General features: G+C 34.5%; 18 protein-coding genes and 1 other annotated feature. Of the genes, 7 read left to right on the top strand and 11 right to left on the bottom strand.

Annotation, left to right across the window (positions count from 1 at the left end; genetic code table 11):
* The first annotated feature begins 377 nt into the window (after positions 1 to 377).
* Both JFL43_RS09840 and JFL43_RS09835 read left to right on the top strand, forming a co-directional pair.
* The gene (locus JFL43_RS09840) at positions 378 to 779 is read left to right on the top strand and encodes a hypothetical protein (protein WP_200748918.1); all 402 of its coding nucleotides are present in this window, start codon (positions 378 to 380) and stop codon (positions 777 to 779) included.
* Positions 780 to 1273: 494 nt separating this feature from the next.
* Positions 1274 to 1531: a hypothetical protein gene (locus tag JFL43_RS09835; protein WP_100797065.1), complete on the top strand. Its 258-nt coding sequence runs from the start codon at positions 1274 to 1276 to the stop codon at positions 1529 to 1531.
* 439 nt (positions 1532 to 1970) lie between these two features.
* Here JFL43_RS09835 and JFL43_RS09830 read toward each other — a convergent pair whose 3' ends face one another.
* From JFL43_RS09830 to JFL43_RS09805, 6 genes are all read right to left on the bottom strand, one after another.
* On the bottom strand, positions 1971 to 2495 hold the full coding sequence (locus JFL43_RS09830; RefSeq protein WP_234447710.1) for a tubby C-terminal domain-like protein: 525 nt from the start codon (positions 2493 to 2495) through the stop codon (positions 1971 to 1973).
* A gap of 321 nt (positions 2496 to 2816) precedes the next feature.
* Positions 2817 to 4064 carry a glutamate-5-semialdehyde dehydrogenase gene (locus JFL43_RS09825; protein WP_200748917.1) on the bottom strand — a complete coding sequence of 416 codons (1248 nt, stop codon included), beginning with the start codon at positions 4062 to 4064 and terminating at the stop codon, positions 2817 to 2819.
* A gap of 14 nt (positions 4065 to 4078) precedes the next feature.
* Complete coding sequence (gene proB, locus JFL43_RS09820; RefSeq protein ID WP_200748916.1) at positions 4079 to 5170, bottom strand: glutamate 5-kinase; 1092 nt, start codon at positions 5168 to 5170, stop codon at positions 4079 to 4081.
* A 49-nt stretch (positions 5171 to 5219) separates the two neighbouring features.
* Positions 5220 to 5434 (bottom strand) — a binding site (T-box leader).
* A gap of 187 nt (positions 5435 to 5621) precedes the next feature.
* Positions 5622 to 6617 (bottom strand): HAAS signaling domain-containing protein, encoded by a 996-nt coding sequence (locus JFL43_RS09815; RefSeq protein ID WP_200748915.1) that lies wholly within the window; start codon positions 6615 to 6617, stop codon positions 5622 to 5624.
* 957 nt (positions 6618 to 7574) lie between these two features.
* Positions 7575 to 8069, bottom strand: a complete 495-nt coding sequence (locus JFL43_RS09810) for a DinB family protein (RefSeq protein WP_200748914.1) — start codon at positions 8067 to 8069, stop codon at positions 7575 to 7577.
* 207 nt (positions 8070 to 8276) lie between these two features.
* Positions 8277 to 9743, bottom strand: a complete 1467-nt coding sequence (locus JFL43_RS09805) for an aminoacyl-histidine dipeptidase (RefSeq protein WP_200748913.1) — start codon at positions 9741 to 9743, stop codon at positions 8277 to 8279.
* 364 nt (positions 9744 to 10107) lie between these two features.
* Here JFL43_RS09805 and JFL43_RS09800 point away from each other — a divergent pair, with 364 nt between their 5' ends.
* Entirely contained in the window at positions 10108 to 10401 is a 294-nt protein-coding gene (locus tag JFL43_RS09800; protein WP_200748912.1) for a hypothetical protein, read from the top strand.
* Positions 10402 to 10774: 373 nt separating this feature from the next.
* The gene (locus JFL43_RS09795; RefSeq protein ID WP_200748911.1) at positions 10775 to 11230 is read left to right on the top strand and encodes a hypothetical protein; all 456 of its coding nucleotides are present in this window, start codon (positions 10775 to 10777) and stop codon (positions 11228 to 11230) included.
* Positions 11231 to 11369: 139 nt separating this feature from the next.
* Here JFL43_RS09795 and JFL43_RS09790 read toward each other — a convergent pair whose 3' ends face one another.
* Positions 11370 to 12809 carry a DHA2 family efflux MFS transporter permease subunit gene (locus JFL43_RS09790; RefSeq protein WP_200748910.1) on the bottom strand — a complete coding sequence of 480 codons (1440 nt, stop codon included), beginning with the start codon at positions 12807 to 12809 and terminating at the stop codon, positions 11370 to 11372.
* Between the two features lie 147 nt (positions 12810 to 12956).
* Here JFL43_RS09790 and JFL43_RS23185 point away from each other — a divergent pair, with 147 nt between their 5' ends.
* The gene (locus tag JFL43_RS23185; RefSeq protein WP_200748909.1) at positions 12957 to 13532 is read left to right on the top strand and encodes a TetR/AcrR family transcriptional regulator; all 576 of its coding nucleotides are present in this window, start codon (positions 12957 to 12959) and stop codon (positions 13530 to 13532) included.
* 280 nt (positions 13533 to 13812) lie between these two features.
* Here JFL43_RS23185 and vanY read toward each other — a convergent pair whose 3' ends face one another.
* The 4 genes from vanY to JFL43_RS09765 form a co-directional block, all read right to left on the bottom strand.
* The gene (vanY, locus tag JFL43_RS09780; RefSeq protein ID WP_200748908.1) at positions 13813 to 14670 is read right to left on the bottom strand and encodes a VanY-A/VanY-F/VanY-M family D-Ala-D-Ala carboxypeptidase; all 858 of its coding nucleotides are present in this window, start codon (positions 14668 to 14670) and stop codon (positions 13813 to 13815) included.
* A gap of 82 nt (positions 14671 to 14752) precedes the next feature.
* Positions 14753 to 15871, bottom strand: a complete 1119-nt coding sequence (locus tag JFL43_RS09775) for a HAMP domain-containing sensor histidine kinase (protein ID WP_200748907.1) — start codon at positions 15869 to 15871, stop codon at positions 14753 to 14755.
* Complete coding sequence (locus tag JFL43_RS09770; protein ID WP_100797049.1) at positions 15864 to 16562, bottom strand: response regulator transcription factor; 699 nt, start codon at positions 16560 to 16562, stop codon at positions 15864 to 15866. The genes JFL43_RS09775 and JFL43_RS09770 overlap by 8 nt, the downstream gene beginning before the upstream one ends.
* A 382-nt stretch (positions 16563 to 16944) precedes the next feature.
* Positions 16945 to 17325: a 4'-phosphopantetheinyl transferase family protein gene (locus JFL43_RS09765; protein ID WP_407701971.1), complete on the bottom strand. Its 381-nt coding sequence runs from the start codon at positions 17323 to 17325 to the stop codon at positions 16945 to 16947.
* A gap of 305 nt (positions 17326 to 17630) precedes the next feature.
* Here JFL43_RS09765 and JFL43_RS23490 point away from each other — a divergent pair, with 305 nt between their 5' ends.
* Positions 17631 to 17942 carry a transposase gene (locus tag JFL43_RS23490; protein ID WP_200748906.1) on the top strand — a complete coding sequence of 104 codons (312 nt, stop codon included), beginning with the start codon at positions 17631 to 17633 and terminating at the stop codon, positions 17940 to 17942.
* A partial coding sequence (locus JFL43_RS09755) for a transposase (protein WP_200748905.1) occupies positions 17852 to 18285 on the top strand: 434 nt, incomplete at its 3' end. The genes JFL43_RS23490 and JFL43_RS09755, both read left to right, overlap by 91 nt.

Here is an 18285-nt window from a genome sequence, read left to right as displayed (position 1 = left end):
AGGTATATCATGAATCCAGCCCTTCCTTTATTGGCATTGGTAAAGTGATCATTTATTTTAACAAAAAGATATTGGGTAACGAATGAATTTTATATATAGACTACCGAGGTGTCTATATATCGTATGATTAGTTATGTATATAATTATACACCCTATTTTTCCCTGTAAATATTTTATTTATAAAATTATGGTAATAATGGGTATGTTGTATATGTCCAAGTTGTGAAAATAGGTATATATATACGTGCCAATACTAATAATGAATTACTAATTTAAGGTAAATATGATATTCTAATATTAACAATATACTAGCCATACAGCATTGTTCTATCAACACGACATAGTATTGTTGCAAAATTTAGGAGGTTGGTTTTTATATGTGCTTATTTAATATTAAACACGCAGAAGGTATTCACCGCATCACTGACGTCAAAAAACACAAAAACAATATTGAATTACGAACGGTTACTGGCGAGAAATTATACATCGTCGCATTTTCTGATGAAACATATACTGTTTACGATGACCGTTTTGCGGGTGCATCAAAACAAATGAATTCAATCGAAGCGTATGAAATAGATGGAAGCTTCCGTAACTTAGATTTCGATCCGATGCGAAGCTTATTCGCAAACTCATTTAATCGTTTAATAGAGGAGCTATCCAATTTTGTAGGTTCCAATAAATTGTTTAATCTAGATGATGTAAAAGAAGAGATTACGAAGGAAATTAAAGGTGTTCACTTTAAAATCATCACGGACACGAAAAAATATCAATATTAATTGCTGAAGCTGTTGCCTATACGGAGCAGCTTTTTCTATTCCATGGAATTTTCACTTCACAAAATGTTCTTTCTATTTAAAATATTATCATTCTTATAAGAAAGGTATGTTTTAAATTCGAGTCCAGTTCCTTCAATCCCTAGACCTTTAGTACGTGTCAATCAATGGACTATTCTTTTGAGCGTCATAATTGGTATCGAGGCGAATTGCGACATCTCATCTACAAACATATATGGCCTTGCTCTAAAATAAACATAAATACATGTTATCAATACAACAACTGTCGCTATTGACAACATTTTTTCTTTCAATCAACACATCCCCTTTTCACAAAAAATGACGTAGTAAATTCATGATTAGAGAATACTATACTCAATTTAAGAACATACACTCTCTAAGATCATTCAAAATAAATAAAAACTTCAAAATTGAAATCATTTTATATTTTTAGTAATATTATACTAAAAATAAATAAATTAGAAGGATGTGCAAATTTGGCACTATTATCAATTTATGTTTTTATCCTTAATTTACTTTTTTATGTTCTATCAACCTTCGTTAATGTTGATCTTGTTCCAGGGAAGGTATGGCTGGGTGTATTAATCATTTGTCCGATAATCGGTGTTATCTTAGCTTTGGTCTATTCTAAAGGGAAATTGAAAGTTATAGGGCTATCAGGAAATCTACTTATTTTTTTCATCGCCATACTTTTCCCATATATTGTCACAACCTTTATTTGGAACCGACCATAAATCATTGCTAATTTAATTTTAAACTTCAGGTGTGTTGATCAGGAAAATATTAGGTTGTTATTTAACGTTAAAATGGTTTTTTATGTTCAATATTAACTTATGTTACTACATTTTTTAGTTGATTGTAGCGGAGGGTGCTCGACTCCTGCGAGAAATGCAAGCGAACCGAGACCCTGCACAGAGCGTAGCGAAGGAAGCGGCTTGGTGCTTGCTCGCGGAAAGTGAGCATCCCGTAGCGGAAATCAACCTACCACTTTAATGGTAATGGTTTAAATTGGTTAATCAACACGCCTGGTTAAACTTAATAATTCTTCCACAAAAGCGAGTTTTAATTCAAGTAAGAAAGAGCACATATTTTACATTAACAAATATGTGCTCTCCTTTATTTTTCAAGATTTATTTACTATTGATATCGGTAAGCATTTCCTACTGCTTTTTCTTATGCACCAATAAACAAAACACACTGGCTAATCGCAATGAAAAACGATGGATTTTGAATGGGTGAATGGTCTTCTATTTCTAACTCCATCGTAAACTCTTCACCTGAAACAGCCTGCCAACGTGCTACATCCACGCCGTCAACTGCAAAGCGAGACCAGCCTTCCATTTCTTTATGTAACATCATCTTCATTTGCCCATCTGTAATGACTAGATCCGGAATCATACTTTTCCAGCCATCATATGCAAGCATATATTTCTTCGATTCTATTACATCTTGTGCTTCATAAAAAACTTTACCTTTACGTGTTACTTTTTTACAAGTAAAAAGGGGTTGTTCCTGCACATCCAAAACGTCATATCTTAAAAAATACCGATAATCCATCACTTTATCGATCATACGCTTTAAACCATTTGAATAATGGCGTTGAAATGTGTATACAGCCTGACCTGCCTCATCCATTACTGTAATCTTCGGTGTCGTTTCAATTGAATTCGGGTGTAAATAAGTATATCTTTGCATCATTTTGCTCCTTTAAATCTATACGTTCATTACTCAAACTATAGCATTTTCACGGTGGGAATGCACTTTCTCGTGAGTGTTAACTACAGTAGAAAAACTAGTTATTTCATGTGAGATTGGCTTATAATTGGAAGTATAACTTGATTGAACAATATAGCAGGCCTACAATCTACCCTTCCTCAACTCAACTTGCAGATCTTCTTTGGGCAGGTAGTTATCTGCGTATTATTTTAGAAACATAAAGAATCTTATTAAACCGTTTCCTTGTTCCTCCACCATCGTAACCTGTTGCTCTATTAGTAAAAATCCTTTTATAACGAAATATTAGCTTCTGACTTGCCCTTCTCCATAAATAAAATATTTACTTGAAGTCATTGCTGGTAAACCCATTGGGCCTCTAGCATGAAGCTTTTGCGTGCTAATGCCTATTTCTGCACCGTAGCCAAATTCAAAGCCATCTGTAAAACGAGTTGATGCATTATGATACACCGCTGCTGCATCCACACCGTTCAAGAATAGGGCCGCTGATTCCGCATCCTCAGTTACAATTGCCTCTGAATGCTTCGTTCCGTATACATTAATATGCGCCACTGCATCCACAACATTTGAAACAACTTTTACACTCACTGTTAAAGCTAAATATTCGGTTGCCCAGTCCTCGTCTGTTGCAAGTTTTGCATCAGAAAACGCCTTACAAACAGTTTCGTCTCCAATAATCTCAATGCCATACTCTTTTAACTCTTCCAATAGCGCCAAACCATGCACTGCAAACCATTTATCATTTATTAATAAACTTTCTGTTGCATTACAAACAGATGGGCGCTGTGTTTTTCCGTTTATCACAATGCTTGTTGCCATTTGAAGCGATGCCGTTTCATCAATGTAAATATGGCAATTTCCTGCACCCGTCTCTAAAACAGGCACTGTCGCTTCACTCACAACGGTATCGATCAATGCTTTGCCCCCGCGAGGAATGAGCACATCTAAATACTCTTTCAAATGGAATAATTCCTTCGCAGTTTCGCGGCTCGTATCTTCGATTAACTGCACTGCATCTACTGGTAAAGACGTCATTTGAAGTGCCTTATGAATAGATGATACTAATGCGATATTCGAGAATTTCGCTGATGAACTACCACGTAAAATAACGGCGTTGCCTGTTTTTAACGATAGAGTTGCTGCATCGATTGTTACATTGGGTCTTGCTTCATATATCATGCCGATTACGCCAAGTGGCACGCGTTTCTTTTTAATATGTAACCCATTTTCTTTATTAATCTCTTCTAATACTTCTCCAACGGGATCATTTAACTGCACTAACAGTTGAATGGCGTCTGACATATCTTGAATACGTTTATCATTTAAAAAAATGCGGTCCAGCACGGATTCAGCTAGTCCCTTTGCTCGACCTGCTGCAATATCTTTTTCATTTTCCTTCATTATTAAATCTTGATCGATTAGTAACTGTTCAGCAATTTTCTGTAATGCTATGTTTTTTTCGGCTGTTGTTTTACCGTTCATATGATAGCTTGCTGTTTTCGCTAATTTACCTTTACTTTTTACTTCGCTCATTGTGTTACCTCCTATTAATTATGCTTTACCCATCTATCCCGATGAATGACTTCTATATTTGATACGACTAATTCGTCCGTTCGTTTGCCCATTGATTGTTTTAGTTCCTCTGTTGAATAGAGCACCTCGCCTCGACCAAGGACGCCACTTGCACCGTAAACCTCGACAACATCGCCTTTACGGAAGTTGCCCTCTATCTTGTATACACCTGCCGGAAGTAGACTACTACCTTGAGATACAAGTGCTTTCTCAGCACCTTCGTCAACAAACAATTTGCCAGCGACTGCTGAAAATAATGATATCCATTGTTTATTATTATTTAGAACTGGCAGTTCATCTTTCTCAATATATGTGCCGTCCCCTACCCCTTCAAGCACCTGCAATAATTTCCTCTCACCTTTACCATTCCCGATAAATACTTTTACACCAATCTCATATGCCGTTTTGGCAGCTAATATTTTCGATTCCATACCACCCGTACCCACTTTTGAACCTGCACCACTAGCAAATGACAACATTTCATCCGTTACTTCAGATAAAAAGTCAATGCGCTTTGCATTTGGATCTTTATTTGGGTTGGCATTATATAAACCATTAATATCTGTCAAAATGATTAACTGATCCGCATGCACTAAACCACTCACTAGCGCTGATAACATATCATTATCACCAAAAGTTAGCTCTTTTACTGACACCGTATCATTTTCATTTATAATCGGAAGCACTGAGCGGTCCAATAATTCTGATAATGTAGAATAAGCGTTTTTATAGCGGTGCTTACTCGAAAAATCCGTTCTTGTTAATAAAATCTGGGCCGTTACAATATCATGCTTACTTAACTGCTCTGTATATGATTGTACTAATAAACTTTGTCCAACAGCCGCGGCTGCTTGCTTTCCTTTTAAAGTAACGGGTCTTGAGGAGTAGCCTAGCTTACGAAAACCACAAGCAACTGCACCAGATGACACTAATACCACTTCATGACCTGCCTTGCGCAGTGCTGCAATTGCTGTAATATGATCTTGGAACTTCACTTGATCAATCTCACCCTTAGCATTCGTCAAAGAGCTACTCCCTATTTTCACGACAATTCGCTTTTTTTCCATCTATATTTCCTCCAATACAACATAAAAAACCCTTCTCGCCCCCGATCAAATCAAGGACGAAAAGGGTTACTTCTCGTGGTACCACCTTAGTTGAATGCAAATTTTGCATCCCACTCAACCTCATAACGCTTGAGACTGCGCCTATGTTTGCATAGGAGCTAAGAAGTAGGTTCCGTGTGTTTGCTGTTACGATGCCTTGCAGCCGGTGGACATCGCTCTCTTATACAGTAAGTTCACACATACTAGTCTTCTTTTCGCTAAATATTTAATTATAAGCATGCAACAGATTCTTTTAACTGTCAATAATCATTTTACAATTAAAGAAAAAATGCATAATCTCAATTCGATTTGTGTTACTTCTTACACCTTTAAATCTCAGAATAATTCATGTAAAAACGACTATCAGTCCACTCAGTGATAGTCGTTCCCTGTTATATATTCGGTAGTATCATTACATTTTCGATCTACTTATTGCATCTTTTATAGAAAAAACAGCAGTGATGATGGAAATCACAACGGCAACTAATACGATTAAGAAAACACTACGTTCCTCTTGCATATCAACATAAGTCAATAAGTACTTCGTAAATTCCGGTTCAATAATATTTGGTCGTGTAATGATAATGATAAAGGCAGCAGTTGAAATTAGCTCATAGAATGACTGAAAAATAACTACTTTTTTAGTCCATTGACCTTGCTGTAGTTTGTAAAGAGCTAAAGCAATTCCGAGGACCGCAATAACCACAATTAGAACCCAAAAATCATTTAAAATTTGTTGATTGAATGTAGAGAATTTAAAAACGAGATTATCTGCTTCATTCACATACACCCCGAGTAAACGATCAGCATTAAAATAAATCGAAACCCAAATTGCAGTCCATACTAAAGTACCAAAAAATGCATATTTTGAAATAGAGTTATGTGATGTAGTTAGCCGAACTTTTTTTAATGCATCAGGTGTCCATTTTCTATTATTGCTCGAAACCAAATCTTTATCCGGCTCTTTAGCGACTCGTTCAAGCACAGCAAATACTAAAGTCAACCAAAAGAAGGCTTGAATGGCAACTTCTATCATTTCACTAATACCTTCACCAACAATTGATAAAACTACCTTTAATAAGGCTTCATCCCCTGTATAACTAAAGGCGAAATCTACTACAAATACAATAAGCGCAATTGTCATTGCAATTGGAACTATTATTTTTAAAAGAGATACATAGATTTGATAATATAAAGGACCGATTAAATACATTGGTTTTTCTTGATAGCTATTTGCAAGAACTGCTGGATCACCTAATTTCTTTAGTGCCTCTTTTACGTCATCTTCCGTAAACTCAAGAGGCAACATATCTTCAATTGACGCCTTTAATTCAAGAGCAATAGCTCCTCGATTTTTTTCTGGTAAACGACGTGTTACTTCATGAATGTATTTATCAATTAACTCCAATGTCACTTTCCCCTTTGTATTAATACTTTCAAAGCATTATGTATTACTTATACTTGCTGTATATCATAGCCAATTTTATTATATGCATCCATACTTTCCCATGTTCAGTTTAATAAAAAAAAGACTATCTGCTACTTAAGCTATAGTCGTTTACTCTGGCATATGTATTTGCATCATTCTTCAGTTTTCCTTCCAGTTTATATGTGCCGACTATTGTATATTGCTATATATATGAAAATCATTTCTAGAATTGGACAAGGGGTACCCTCAGCATGAGAGTACCCCTTAATTTATAATTAGCTAATTTTAATAAAACTCAAATTTCAACCCGATCATCCGGGGAATATTTACTCAAAAGCTTGAAGCTTTCTGTACCGCGGTAAAATTCCACTGGTTAGCTTTCTAACCTAAGCAACGCAAACCCTACCTTCTTTTGCGTCCTTGTGACCCCAAAGTCACGCCAGTGTGAATAAGTATCTACAAAAACATTTAGTAGAATGCCAACATTTATAAACTAGCTAATCAGCATAGATAATAGTATCTCACGAATAACTATTTTTGTCAATGGAGATGCTTCACTACTTCTTATAACCTTGTACTATTGATAAACAAATTACGTTAAATTCTACACTAATTATATCGTATGTTATCTATGTATTTATTTCTTCCACTATGCTGTTGATTAGAGCAATAAGTTCTTGCTAAGTATTCTCGTCTTTTACTGTAGCATTATCATTAAATTTAGTGACCACAGACGAAACCAGTAACGAGCCTTTTTTAGCAACAATAGTATCCATCATTCCTAGGACCTCCTATTTAACAACAAAACAGACCTATCCCAGTATGTTAATAGGTCTGTTTTGTTATCATTTAATTAATTTATCCCCTTTAAGAGATCTTGTTTCCTTAATTAGAGGATTTTTCATTTGATGTTACTCATATTGAAAAACTCTTGATTTATAGTTTTTCTTTTAATTCTTCAATCTGTCCAATATGCCTTTTTTCGTGATACCCGATAAACGGAACCCATTGTTCTAGACTTATTAATCCGAATGTCGGATGCAGGTAGGCTTTATCTTTCAATTGATCCTTGTTGCTATTTGAAACAACCTGAAGAAGAGCATTAGATGACTGTTTCAGTTTAACTTTCATCTCTTCCAATGTAATAAAGTTTTCATCTGGTTCTGCAAATGAAGGTGCTTTTATCTTTGTAGAACGGTCAACCGTTAATTCAATTGGCATGGCTTTACCAGACTGCTTTTCACCTTTTTTCAAAGTATATTGAATTGCTTTTGCTACTCCAAATTCTATTAAATACAGGTGATGAAGTACTTGCATAATCGTCCAACGACCTTCTTCAACTTCCTTATTTAATTGCTCGTCCGATAAATGGCTTACACTATTCAGTAATTCATCTCTTATACTTTTGTTATGCTCTAAATACTGTTCCACCTTATATCCCCTCCAATACCATATTATTAGTATATCTATGTGAATATTAGATAATAAATAACAGGCTTTTATCCTCAAATGAATGCAATGTTCTATATATTTAGTACTAACTATATTACAAGGAGAAACTATCACGAATCAATACTTCCATTTTTCAATTTCATTTGATTTAAGTATTTTCAAGCTTGCTTTTTTAAGCAACTCAGCTTAAAGAAAATCTTTCATTTTCTTTAACGTATAAATGAAATACTCCCAATTATTTATAGTTGAAGATATACTTATATGCTCATCTGGCGTATGCACTAAGAATATATCTGGTCCAATAGAAACAGCATCTAATCCAGGAATCTTTTCGATAAATACTCCGCACTCAATACCGGCATGTACAGCAATTACTTCCATCTCTTTGCTGTATTTTTCTTTATATGTTTCTTCAAATAATTTCTTTGCTTTTGAATTAGGGTCGAAAGGCCATTCTGGATAATCAGAATCGATAAGCACTTCACATTCAAGCATTTCTGCTATCGTTCTTACTTGGGTGACCATACTGGATTTTACACTTTTAAGCGAACTTCTGATTTCACTTTCAAAAGTTATAGTTGAATCAGTTGTCGTAACAACCCCTAAATTCGTCGAACTTTCCACTAATCCCAATATTGCCATACTCATTCCTTGTACTCCATGTGGGATTAAAAGTAAAGATGTAATGGCTTTATGCATTGTTTCAGAAGAGAAAACGTTTGTAGAACTGATATCTCTTTTTTCAAAGAAAATCGATACGTCTGGATCTGAAAACTGTAGTTCGTTTTTAAAAATATCATTGTATTTCTCAATTTTTTCATTTATAGGCTCAACATCATCCGTTTGTATAAAGACAATTGCTTCTGCTTCACGTGGAATCGCATTTGGTTTTACCCCCCCATTAATCTGTTGTATTGAATAATGGAACTCAGATGATAAATCATGTAGTACTCTACCTAATAATTTATTAGAATTGCCTCTTTCTTTGTTGATTGAGATACCTGAGTGACCACCCTTTAATCCTTTAATACGAATCCTATAAGCTACTTCATTGTCTGTAGAGTTATCCCATTTAATCGGCAATACTTGCGTGACATGTACTCCCCCTGCACTACTAACAAGTAATTTGCCATCTTCTTCTGAATCAATATTAATCAGAATTCTACCTTTGAAATGCTTAGCATCCACAGCAATAGCACCATTCATCGTTGTTTCTTCTTCAGTTGTAATGACTACTTCTAACGACGGGTGAGGTAAATCATCTGCATCTAACAACGCTAAGGCATAAGCAACAGCGATCCCATTGTCTGCACCTAATGTTGTATCTGTAGCATACAGCATGTCCCCTACTATTCTTAATTGAAGAGGGTCCTTTTCAAAATCGTGAATCGTATCTTGATTTTTTTCACAAACCATATCCATATGCCCTTGAATAATGACTGTCGGTACATTTTCATAACCAGTAGTAGCAGCTTTTTTAATGATGACGTTTAATACTTGATCTTGTATTACTTCAAGGTTTCTCTCTTGTGCGAAGCGAACTAAATAATCACTAATTGCTTTCTCATTCCCTGAACCTCTTGGAATTTTGGATATCTCCGCAAAATAATGAAATACTTTATGACTGGTTAGTTCTTTTAGATTACTATACATACGATACACCTTTTCTTTAACAATATTTGAAATGTTTAGTAGTATTATAGCTCAAGTTATGAGTAAGATGTTGTTCTTCACATCAATTATCAGAATATATAAAATTCAGGTGGTCGACAATAAATTCGCATTATTATGGCCAAAATATTTTGAATGAAGAATTTACTGGAAGATTTTAGTGGATGGTTTTGACTTAGAAAAAATGCATGCCTTATCCGAAGAAGATAAGCACTGGAAAGATGTAATTACAGCGACACCAAAACAAAATGAGATTACAATCTGAAGGAAAAGTATTGAACATATAAAGGATCAACCATATGCAATATTAGAGCTTAGACGTATTCGCGTACTAAGTCCCCTTGAAATGGCTGGCGTACTAATTTTAGATGCTCTAAGCTCTTTAACAGGTAAGAAAATCGCATTCCGTATTCATTCTTATGATTGTGAAGCTGATGTAGTTATTGGATCTAGAAAAGATACAATTGACCAAATGGCTGCTATTACAATGAAATATGTTAAAAAAGACGATATTATAATTGCAGTTGTACAAAACGTTAAGCAAAAACCAAGAATCGTAGATGTCGGAGGTATTCTTTCAACTATTCCATTCGGTGAAGTGCGTTACGGTTGGGTTGAAGATTTACGACAGTTGATGTAATCGGAAGGAAAAGCATCTTAGAAATTTTCGGTATCGATAAGCAGCGTGCATGGAGCCCCTAGCGATATAATTTAGGCTAAGAACCCTCAGTAACAAGCTTAGCGGCAAACCATCCTATCATATCGCCCACTCCATGTAAATCGTCGGTATACGTGAGTTTATGCATACTCTTAATGACCATAACCAGTGTCAGGACAACAAGTTCAGGTCCTAGTTGTTAAACAACAACTAGACTTCGTAAAAGCCAATTTTGGTGGCAAAGAAAACCAAGAGATTCACATTGGTTACATTATTCTAATAACCACTTGTAATTGTATTTAATTTCCACTAACCTTATGTAAAGATGTTTAAGAAATGGGGATGGATACATTTCATGAAAAAGGCACTCATTACCATCATTATTGGTATTATATTAGTGGCAGGGTCTTATGGCGTTTTTCAATATAATAAGTATAAAGAAAAACCAATAACGGATATCCTTACTCACCTAGAAGATAGTAAAGTTAGCTCTATAACTGTAGATAAGATAGCAAATTTAAAAATCGAAAATACTTACCAATTTGATGAAAGCGAAACAGAAATAATAAAATCGCTCAAGGAACTAAAAGTGCATCGTACAAAAAGTGATTTTGGCGTATTAGATTGCGAATATAGTGTATCGCTAGTTTTTGAAAAAGGGATTGATACTGTATATTTATATGGGGATAAAAAAGAAATCATTATCGCTACCGATACTGAAAGTTGGGGCAATAGACATTTTAAAGCTAGTAGTAGCGACTTTTTTGATATCGTAGAAACATTAATAGCTAATAATAAAGAACATGAGTAAAAAAATATAAAGGGGCGATTCAATAAGTCAATTTCTCGACTATTGGACGCCCCTTTGTTTATTCATCAATGTTGAACTATCGCATTTTGGTATTATAAATTTCAGTAAAACTATCCTTCTAAGATATCTCAGTCACCTCTTATTTTGCACGTTTAATGAAAAGTGAAACAACAATAGCAAGTAAAACAATGATAAACCCTAACTTAAATGCATCATCAAAACCTGCCGTCAGAGCTGCGACTATTTCAGCAGGATCATTTGGATTTTCAGACTGTGTTAAATAATCAGTTTGTCCAGATGACATTTTACTAATGAATAATGCTGTTCCGATGGCTCCTGCTACTTGCTGTAATGTACTAAAGATTGCTGTACCATGTGGATACAATTCTTTAGGTAACTGATTTAAGCCATGTGTTTGTGTAGGCATCATGACAAGTGAAATCCCAACAAGTAAAATACAGTGAATCGTAATAATATATCCAGTTGTTGTTGTAACATCAATTCCTATAAACATCCACATTGCAACAGCTACTAGTAAAATCCCTGGAATGATGATAGTGCGCGCACCGAATTTGTCAAATAGCTTCCCTGAAATTGGCGCCATAACACCATTCAATACACTACCGGGTAACATGATTAAACCAGATTTAAATGCTGATACTAAAAGAATTCCTTGTAAAAACATTGGAAGTAATATCATAGTTGAGAACATTGCCATCATAACGATGACAATTAGTATGACCGTTAACGAAAACATTGGATACTTAAATGTGCGTAAATCGAGTATGGGATTTTTGATTTTCAATTGTCTAAAGATGAACCAGATTAATGAAGCAACACCGATAATTAAAATGCCATAAACTTCTGCATCTCCCCATCCTAGCTCCCCTGACTTACTAAAGCTATAGACAAATCCACCAAATCCGAGAGTTGATAAAATAATTGATAAGACATCTACTGCTGGTCTAGTTAATTCAGAAACATTCTTTAAATACTTTGCTCCAACAATAATTGACAGCAGTGCAAGTGGGATGACGATGTAAAATAACCAACGCCAATTAAGTGTATCAATAATAATACCTGAAAGAGTCGGTCCAATAGCTGGTGCAAACATAATTACTAGACCAATCAAGCCCATTGCTCCACCACGTTCTTCTGGTGGGAAAATGATTAATATTGTATTCATCATAATCGGTAGTATTAACCCCGTCCCGAATGCTTGTATAATGCGTCCTAAAAGCAAAAAGCTAAATGTAGGCGCAAAGGCGGCAATAATTGTCCCTACTAAAAATAAAATCATCGCAGATAAAAATAATTGCCTTGTCGTAAACCATTGTTGTAATAACGCAGTGACAGGTACTAATACACCTACAACGAGCATATAGGCCGTAGTCAACCATTGAATAGTTGGTGCCATTACTCCAAATTCATGCATCAATTCTGGTAATGCATTACTTAATAGTGTTTCATTTAAAATAGAAACAAAAGCACCAATAATCAAAGCAATAATAATAGGTCTTTTTTTAATATTCGATACATCGATATTGTCACTTGGCAATACTTGTTTGGTAGTATTCAAATTTATTTCCTCATTCCTAATTATTTGCTACACTTGTAAGATAAAACTACATATGTCTACAAAATAATATACACATATAATTTTAAAGTTGTAAGAATCAAAATTAGTTGAGTATCTATATAAACTACAAAATAAGGGGTAATGTAGATGAATTTTAATGATAAAAAGATTGATCTTCGGGTTAGAAGAACATATAAACTATTATGGGGAGCACTTGAAGACTTACTTTCACAACCAGGGCAGGAGTTTAATTCAATCACCGTCAATCAAATTTGCGAAAAAGCAATGGTTCACCGAACAACTTTTTATAAGCATTTTGAGGATAAATATGACTTATTATATTATGGAATTGAACAATTCCACGAAAAATATGTGAAAAACAGCTTAGAAGAGCGCGTTTTAAAACCATTCCAATCCATAGAAGTTTTTCCGAATATTGAATTACTAGACAACATCGTGCAATCTAATAAAAATGATGCAATTTTCAATAACTATATGAATTTACGTAATAAAGAAGCACTCAAGCACGATTTTCTAGAGTTGAATAGCCGTGGGGAAAAATTTACGGTACCAATTGAAATTATTGTGGAGTTTTACTCTGGAGCTCTTTCTTCGCTTAGTGCATGGTGGGTTCAAAACGGCCGCAAGGTTTCAGCAAAACAGATGGACCAATATTTTTATGAAATGATAAATAGAGAATTTTTCTCAAGTTCAAAATTGTGATTCATTATTGGCGCATCTTCTATCCCTTTTTACTTCAGTAACATTGTTTGAACAGCCATTATGACAGTTCAAACAATGTGATTAATAATTCCCTCAGAAAGCGTTTAAGTGAAGAAATTCTTATATCTATATAGATATTGCAAAATCGTGTTAGGGTATATTCCAGCGCGTTTTTTGTGACAGGGTTTCTGCACAAGTCACAACAACATTTCCATAATAATAGGGAAACTTCAAAAACTATGAATCGTGCACCGACACTGCTACTCCCTCATGTAGGCTACTATTCATGAACAGTCACAATTACTCCGTCCACATTGTTCCCTGAAATTTCATAATGCTGATTCACGGGGACATTAACTGTCGTACTCTTTGAAATTTGATAATAAGATACTGTATATTTTTTCCCCTCAGCATTAATTGAAATCTCCTTTTTCTCTTTCAAGAAATCTAAGTATTCTTCTAAAGTAAACTTCTTTTTCTGCATAATGGCACTATGAGGTAAACCGACATAGCGTATATGCCATGGTTCATATTGAATACCTGTAATGTTCGTTTTGTTCTTCGGATAGCGTAGAACAAAGCCATACTTCCATACCTCTTCTTCAATCCATTTTCCTTCAGGAGCATTCTCCATTTTCATTTGAGTAGATCCTACATCGAGTGACAAACCTAAATTATGTTCGCTATATCCTGCTGGCAATGCATAATCAGAGCCCATTTTTTGATATAATTTCCTTTGCTCTTCAAAATCTCGATAACTACTGCTGATCAAAAAATTATGAACACCTTCTTTTTCTGCTGCATCTACGACCCTCAAAAATTTATTCACAATTTCCCTTGATAGACGAAGATTTCTATCAAGTACTCCATAACCTCTTACTAACTCTTTATTTTGAGATAAATTTATAATATCAGATTTTACACCATCTTCCTTAACCGGGTGATTTTTGTTAACTAGTAATAGATTGCCTTTATAAATTTGCTCTTTTGTAATTTCTTTCTTTTCGGTATGCGTAGAAGTTACCTTATCATCCTTGTCCAAAACCTTAATCTCTACACCATTTTGAATTAATGGTGCTAAATAAATACCAACACATACTGTGCATAATATAAGTGAAAATAATACCCACTTTTTCATTTCTTGTTTCCTCCTTAACCTTACTTAGTATAGGATAAAAAAAACTATTTAAATAAAAAGTGGGGTAAACTTAAAATTTTTATTAAATTTTTAAATTAGATTCATCACCATCGTCCGCTGGTAATCTTACTTCAAATATTGTTCGTATTAAATTACTTTCGGCAGAAATCGTTCCGTTATGTTGCTCTACAATATTTTTGGCAATAAATAAACCAAGCCCTGTACTATCTTGCCGCTGGGTTCGTGCTTTATCACCTGTATAAAACATATCGAAAAGATACGGCAACTCTTCCTCTGGAATACTATCTCCATAATTAATAATTTGTACGACAACTTCTCCATTATCAATATGCCCATTCATATCAACAAACTGTCCGTCATAGCCGTAACGGATTGCATTGGTTAAAAGATTTTCAAATACTCTTGCCAACAGTTTACCGTCTCCATAAATGTTTAAATGAGGAGCAATATTCATTCTAGCTACTAAATCTTTCTTCTCTAATACAGGATATAATTCCTCATCTAACTGTATAAGTAATTCACTTATATCAATCGGCCTTTTTTCAACCTTTAGCATGCCATAATTCATTCTTGTTATTTCAAATAACTCATCAATTAGACCCTCTAGTCGTTGAGATTTCGTAAAAGCTATCGTCGAAAAATGTTTAATTTGTTCTTTTGTCAAATTCTCGTCTTTAAGAATTAAATCTAAATAACCTAAAACAGATGTTAATGGTGTCCTTAAATCATGAGCCAAATTTAAGACTAACTGATCTTTACTGCTTTCCGCAAAATCTCCTCTTTCAACAGCTTCTTTTAACTTTTCACTTGCTAAATTAATTTCGTGTGCGATATCACTAAACTCGTCATTAGATGAAACATGAACTCGATTTGTAAAATCACCGTTAGCAAGATAATGAATTCCATTAGAAATTTCATTAAAGTACTTTGAATACGGTCTAGTAAGAAAAAAGAAAAACAAAATAGACAGAGGGATAAATATAATTAAAAAGAAATTAACATCTCCAATATTCCTAATCGTTGACCGGAATTGAGTTAAAGGATCCTCATAACGAACCATAGTTTTATAATAGAGCTGAAGCCCTTTGTAGATCATATACGTGATGCTACCAGCTAGTATCATGCTTAAAGCAAATAGTGCAATCATTTTAGAGCGGAAGCTTCTTAACATTTTACCCATTGAATGTATAACCTACCCCCCAAACAGTTTTGATCAATTTATTCTTCCTCTTATCTTCTCCAAGTTTTTTCCGTAAGGTACGAATATGTACCATAACCGTATTTCCTCCTTCATAATACTCTTCGGCCCACACTTGTTGAAAGATATTTTCCACTGTGTATACTTTTTTCGGATGACTCGCTAATAAATATAAAATATCAAACTCTTTTGGAGTTAACTCAATATGTTCACCGTAAAGACTAACTGTCCGTTGCTCAGGATAAATGACTACTCCACTAATCTCCAAAATGGATTTATTTTCAGTAGCTTGCGGTTGATTTAACATTAAAAATCGTCGTAACTGAGCATTTACACGAGCAACTAATTCAATCGGAGTGAAAGGTTTCGTCATATAGTCATCTGCGCCTATTACAAGTCCTGTCACCTTATCGAAATCAGATGTTTTCGCACTCAAGAAAATGATAGGCATATGATATTGCCCTCGAATTTGACGCGTTACTTCATATCCGTCCATTTTAGGCATCATAATATCTAAAATCACCAACTCAATTGATTGAGATTGGATAACACGAATAGCTTCTTGCCCATCAGCTACTTTAACGACATTGTAGCCTTCTTTTTCTAAATGTATCGCAATTAAATCAGCAATTTCTGCCTCATCGTCAGCTACCAAAATTGTAACTCTCTTCATTTTATTACACCTCTATATCATTTCATGCCATACCACTAACACTCTACAATTGTTTTTATTCTATAATTTCACATGCTCTATTTTAAACCCTCTGCACTGTTTGTACAATAAAGATGTACGGCAACGATTTAAAAAATAACCCACCAAACCTGAAGAAATTCTCAATTTGGGGGCTTTCATTTTAAAAGATTCCTATATAAAGCTAACCTTTAGACATTAATAATTTCGCAAATATCTTGAAAAATCGTATTGCCTGTTCTCGAATATTAAAGTTGTTAAAACTAAAAGCCCATATGTTTTTTAGTTTCGCGCTGAATTGCAGTTCCCCTTAGGAGTAGCATTACTATGTAATTAAAAGGAATTTCCCACTTAAAACACCACCCTAATCAAACCATACATAACTTTCTTTTATAGTCCAAAGATCATAAAAATAATCTAACCGCTTCAGTGAATCTACGGTAAGTAAATCATCATATTCTTCTTCTGTAAAAAAGCATTTTGCTATATCAAATTCAATAGGTTTTATCATTTCAATATCTACACCAATTGAAAATTTATCAATAGCACAAACAACCCATTCACCTGAATGAGAAATATTAAATTCTAACTTATAAAAACCCTGTAAATAGGGCTTTCCATAAAAATTATTTTGAAATTCAATTTCTTCATTTAATACATTATATTTTCGTATAATCAAGTTTCTGACAAGAAGGTCCGCAATGAGTGCTCGATAAGCATCTTCCTTTCTACGGAAACTTTGAATCTTCTCGCACTTTTCATTAGAAACACACTGTAATAACTGTTGAAAAAATTTATTCTCTATTTTTGCAGGGAATTTTCACAATATATATTTCTATCATCTAACTTCGACCACCTTTTATAATTATTTTATGACTCCTTATTAGATGGTTCAATCCCACTTTATTCATAGAAAACAAGAAAAAAGCGAGAAATCCTTATTAGACTAAGGAACTCTCGCTTTTTTATTTTCACCTTTTAAGTGAAAAGAACCCTCATTTTTGATATGTTTTAATCACCACAAAAAAAACAAAAAATGTGAGGTTCTATATGAAGAGTGTACAAGAAAAAAGCGTAAGTTACAAGAAAAGAGTCAAAATTAATTTTGATGGTGGTCATCTTTCATCAGATTCGGTACTTCTTTTATACAAAGAATTTGATGAGAAACTCGGTATTACGAAAACGGTCAAAGAAAAAATTCACGTGTCAGATACCGCCTCTCATCACACCCATTTTAATTATAATTCATCATGCAAAAAGTATACCAACATTTGGCTGGCTATCATACGGACAACGCAGCCGATGATTTACAAGTTGAACCAACCATGTTGCGGGCTTCTCAACCCACCATTTCCCGTTTAAACTCCAAGGCAGACGAAGAAACGATTGGTCAATTTCAGGAGACGATACAATGCCTATTTGATCGCGTACAACAGGTGAAGTCAAGTGAGGGCTTTATCTTTGATATCGACTCCGCTAATTTTAAGACGACTGGTAATCAGGAGGATACGACTTATAATACCCATTACCAAACGAAGGGCTTTCATCCTTTATTTTTATTCGATGGGGTCACAGGCCATTGTATCAAAGCAGTCCTACGCACTGGAAATGTGTATAAGTCTAATGGTGTAGTAGCTTTTTTGGAGCCTGTTCTCATTCATTTTAAAGACCGCTATCCCCACTGTCCCATCATAATTCGTGCACG

This window comes from Viridibacillus soli (assembly GCF_016612995.1).
Taxonomy (GTDB): domain Bacteria; phylum Bacillota; class Bacilli; order Bacillales_A; family Planococcaceae; genus Viridibacillus; species Viridibacillus soli.
This window is presented reverse-complemented; position numbering and strand designations above follow the sequence as displayed.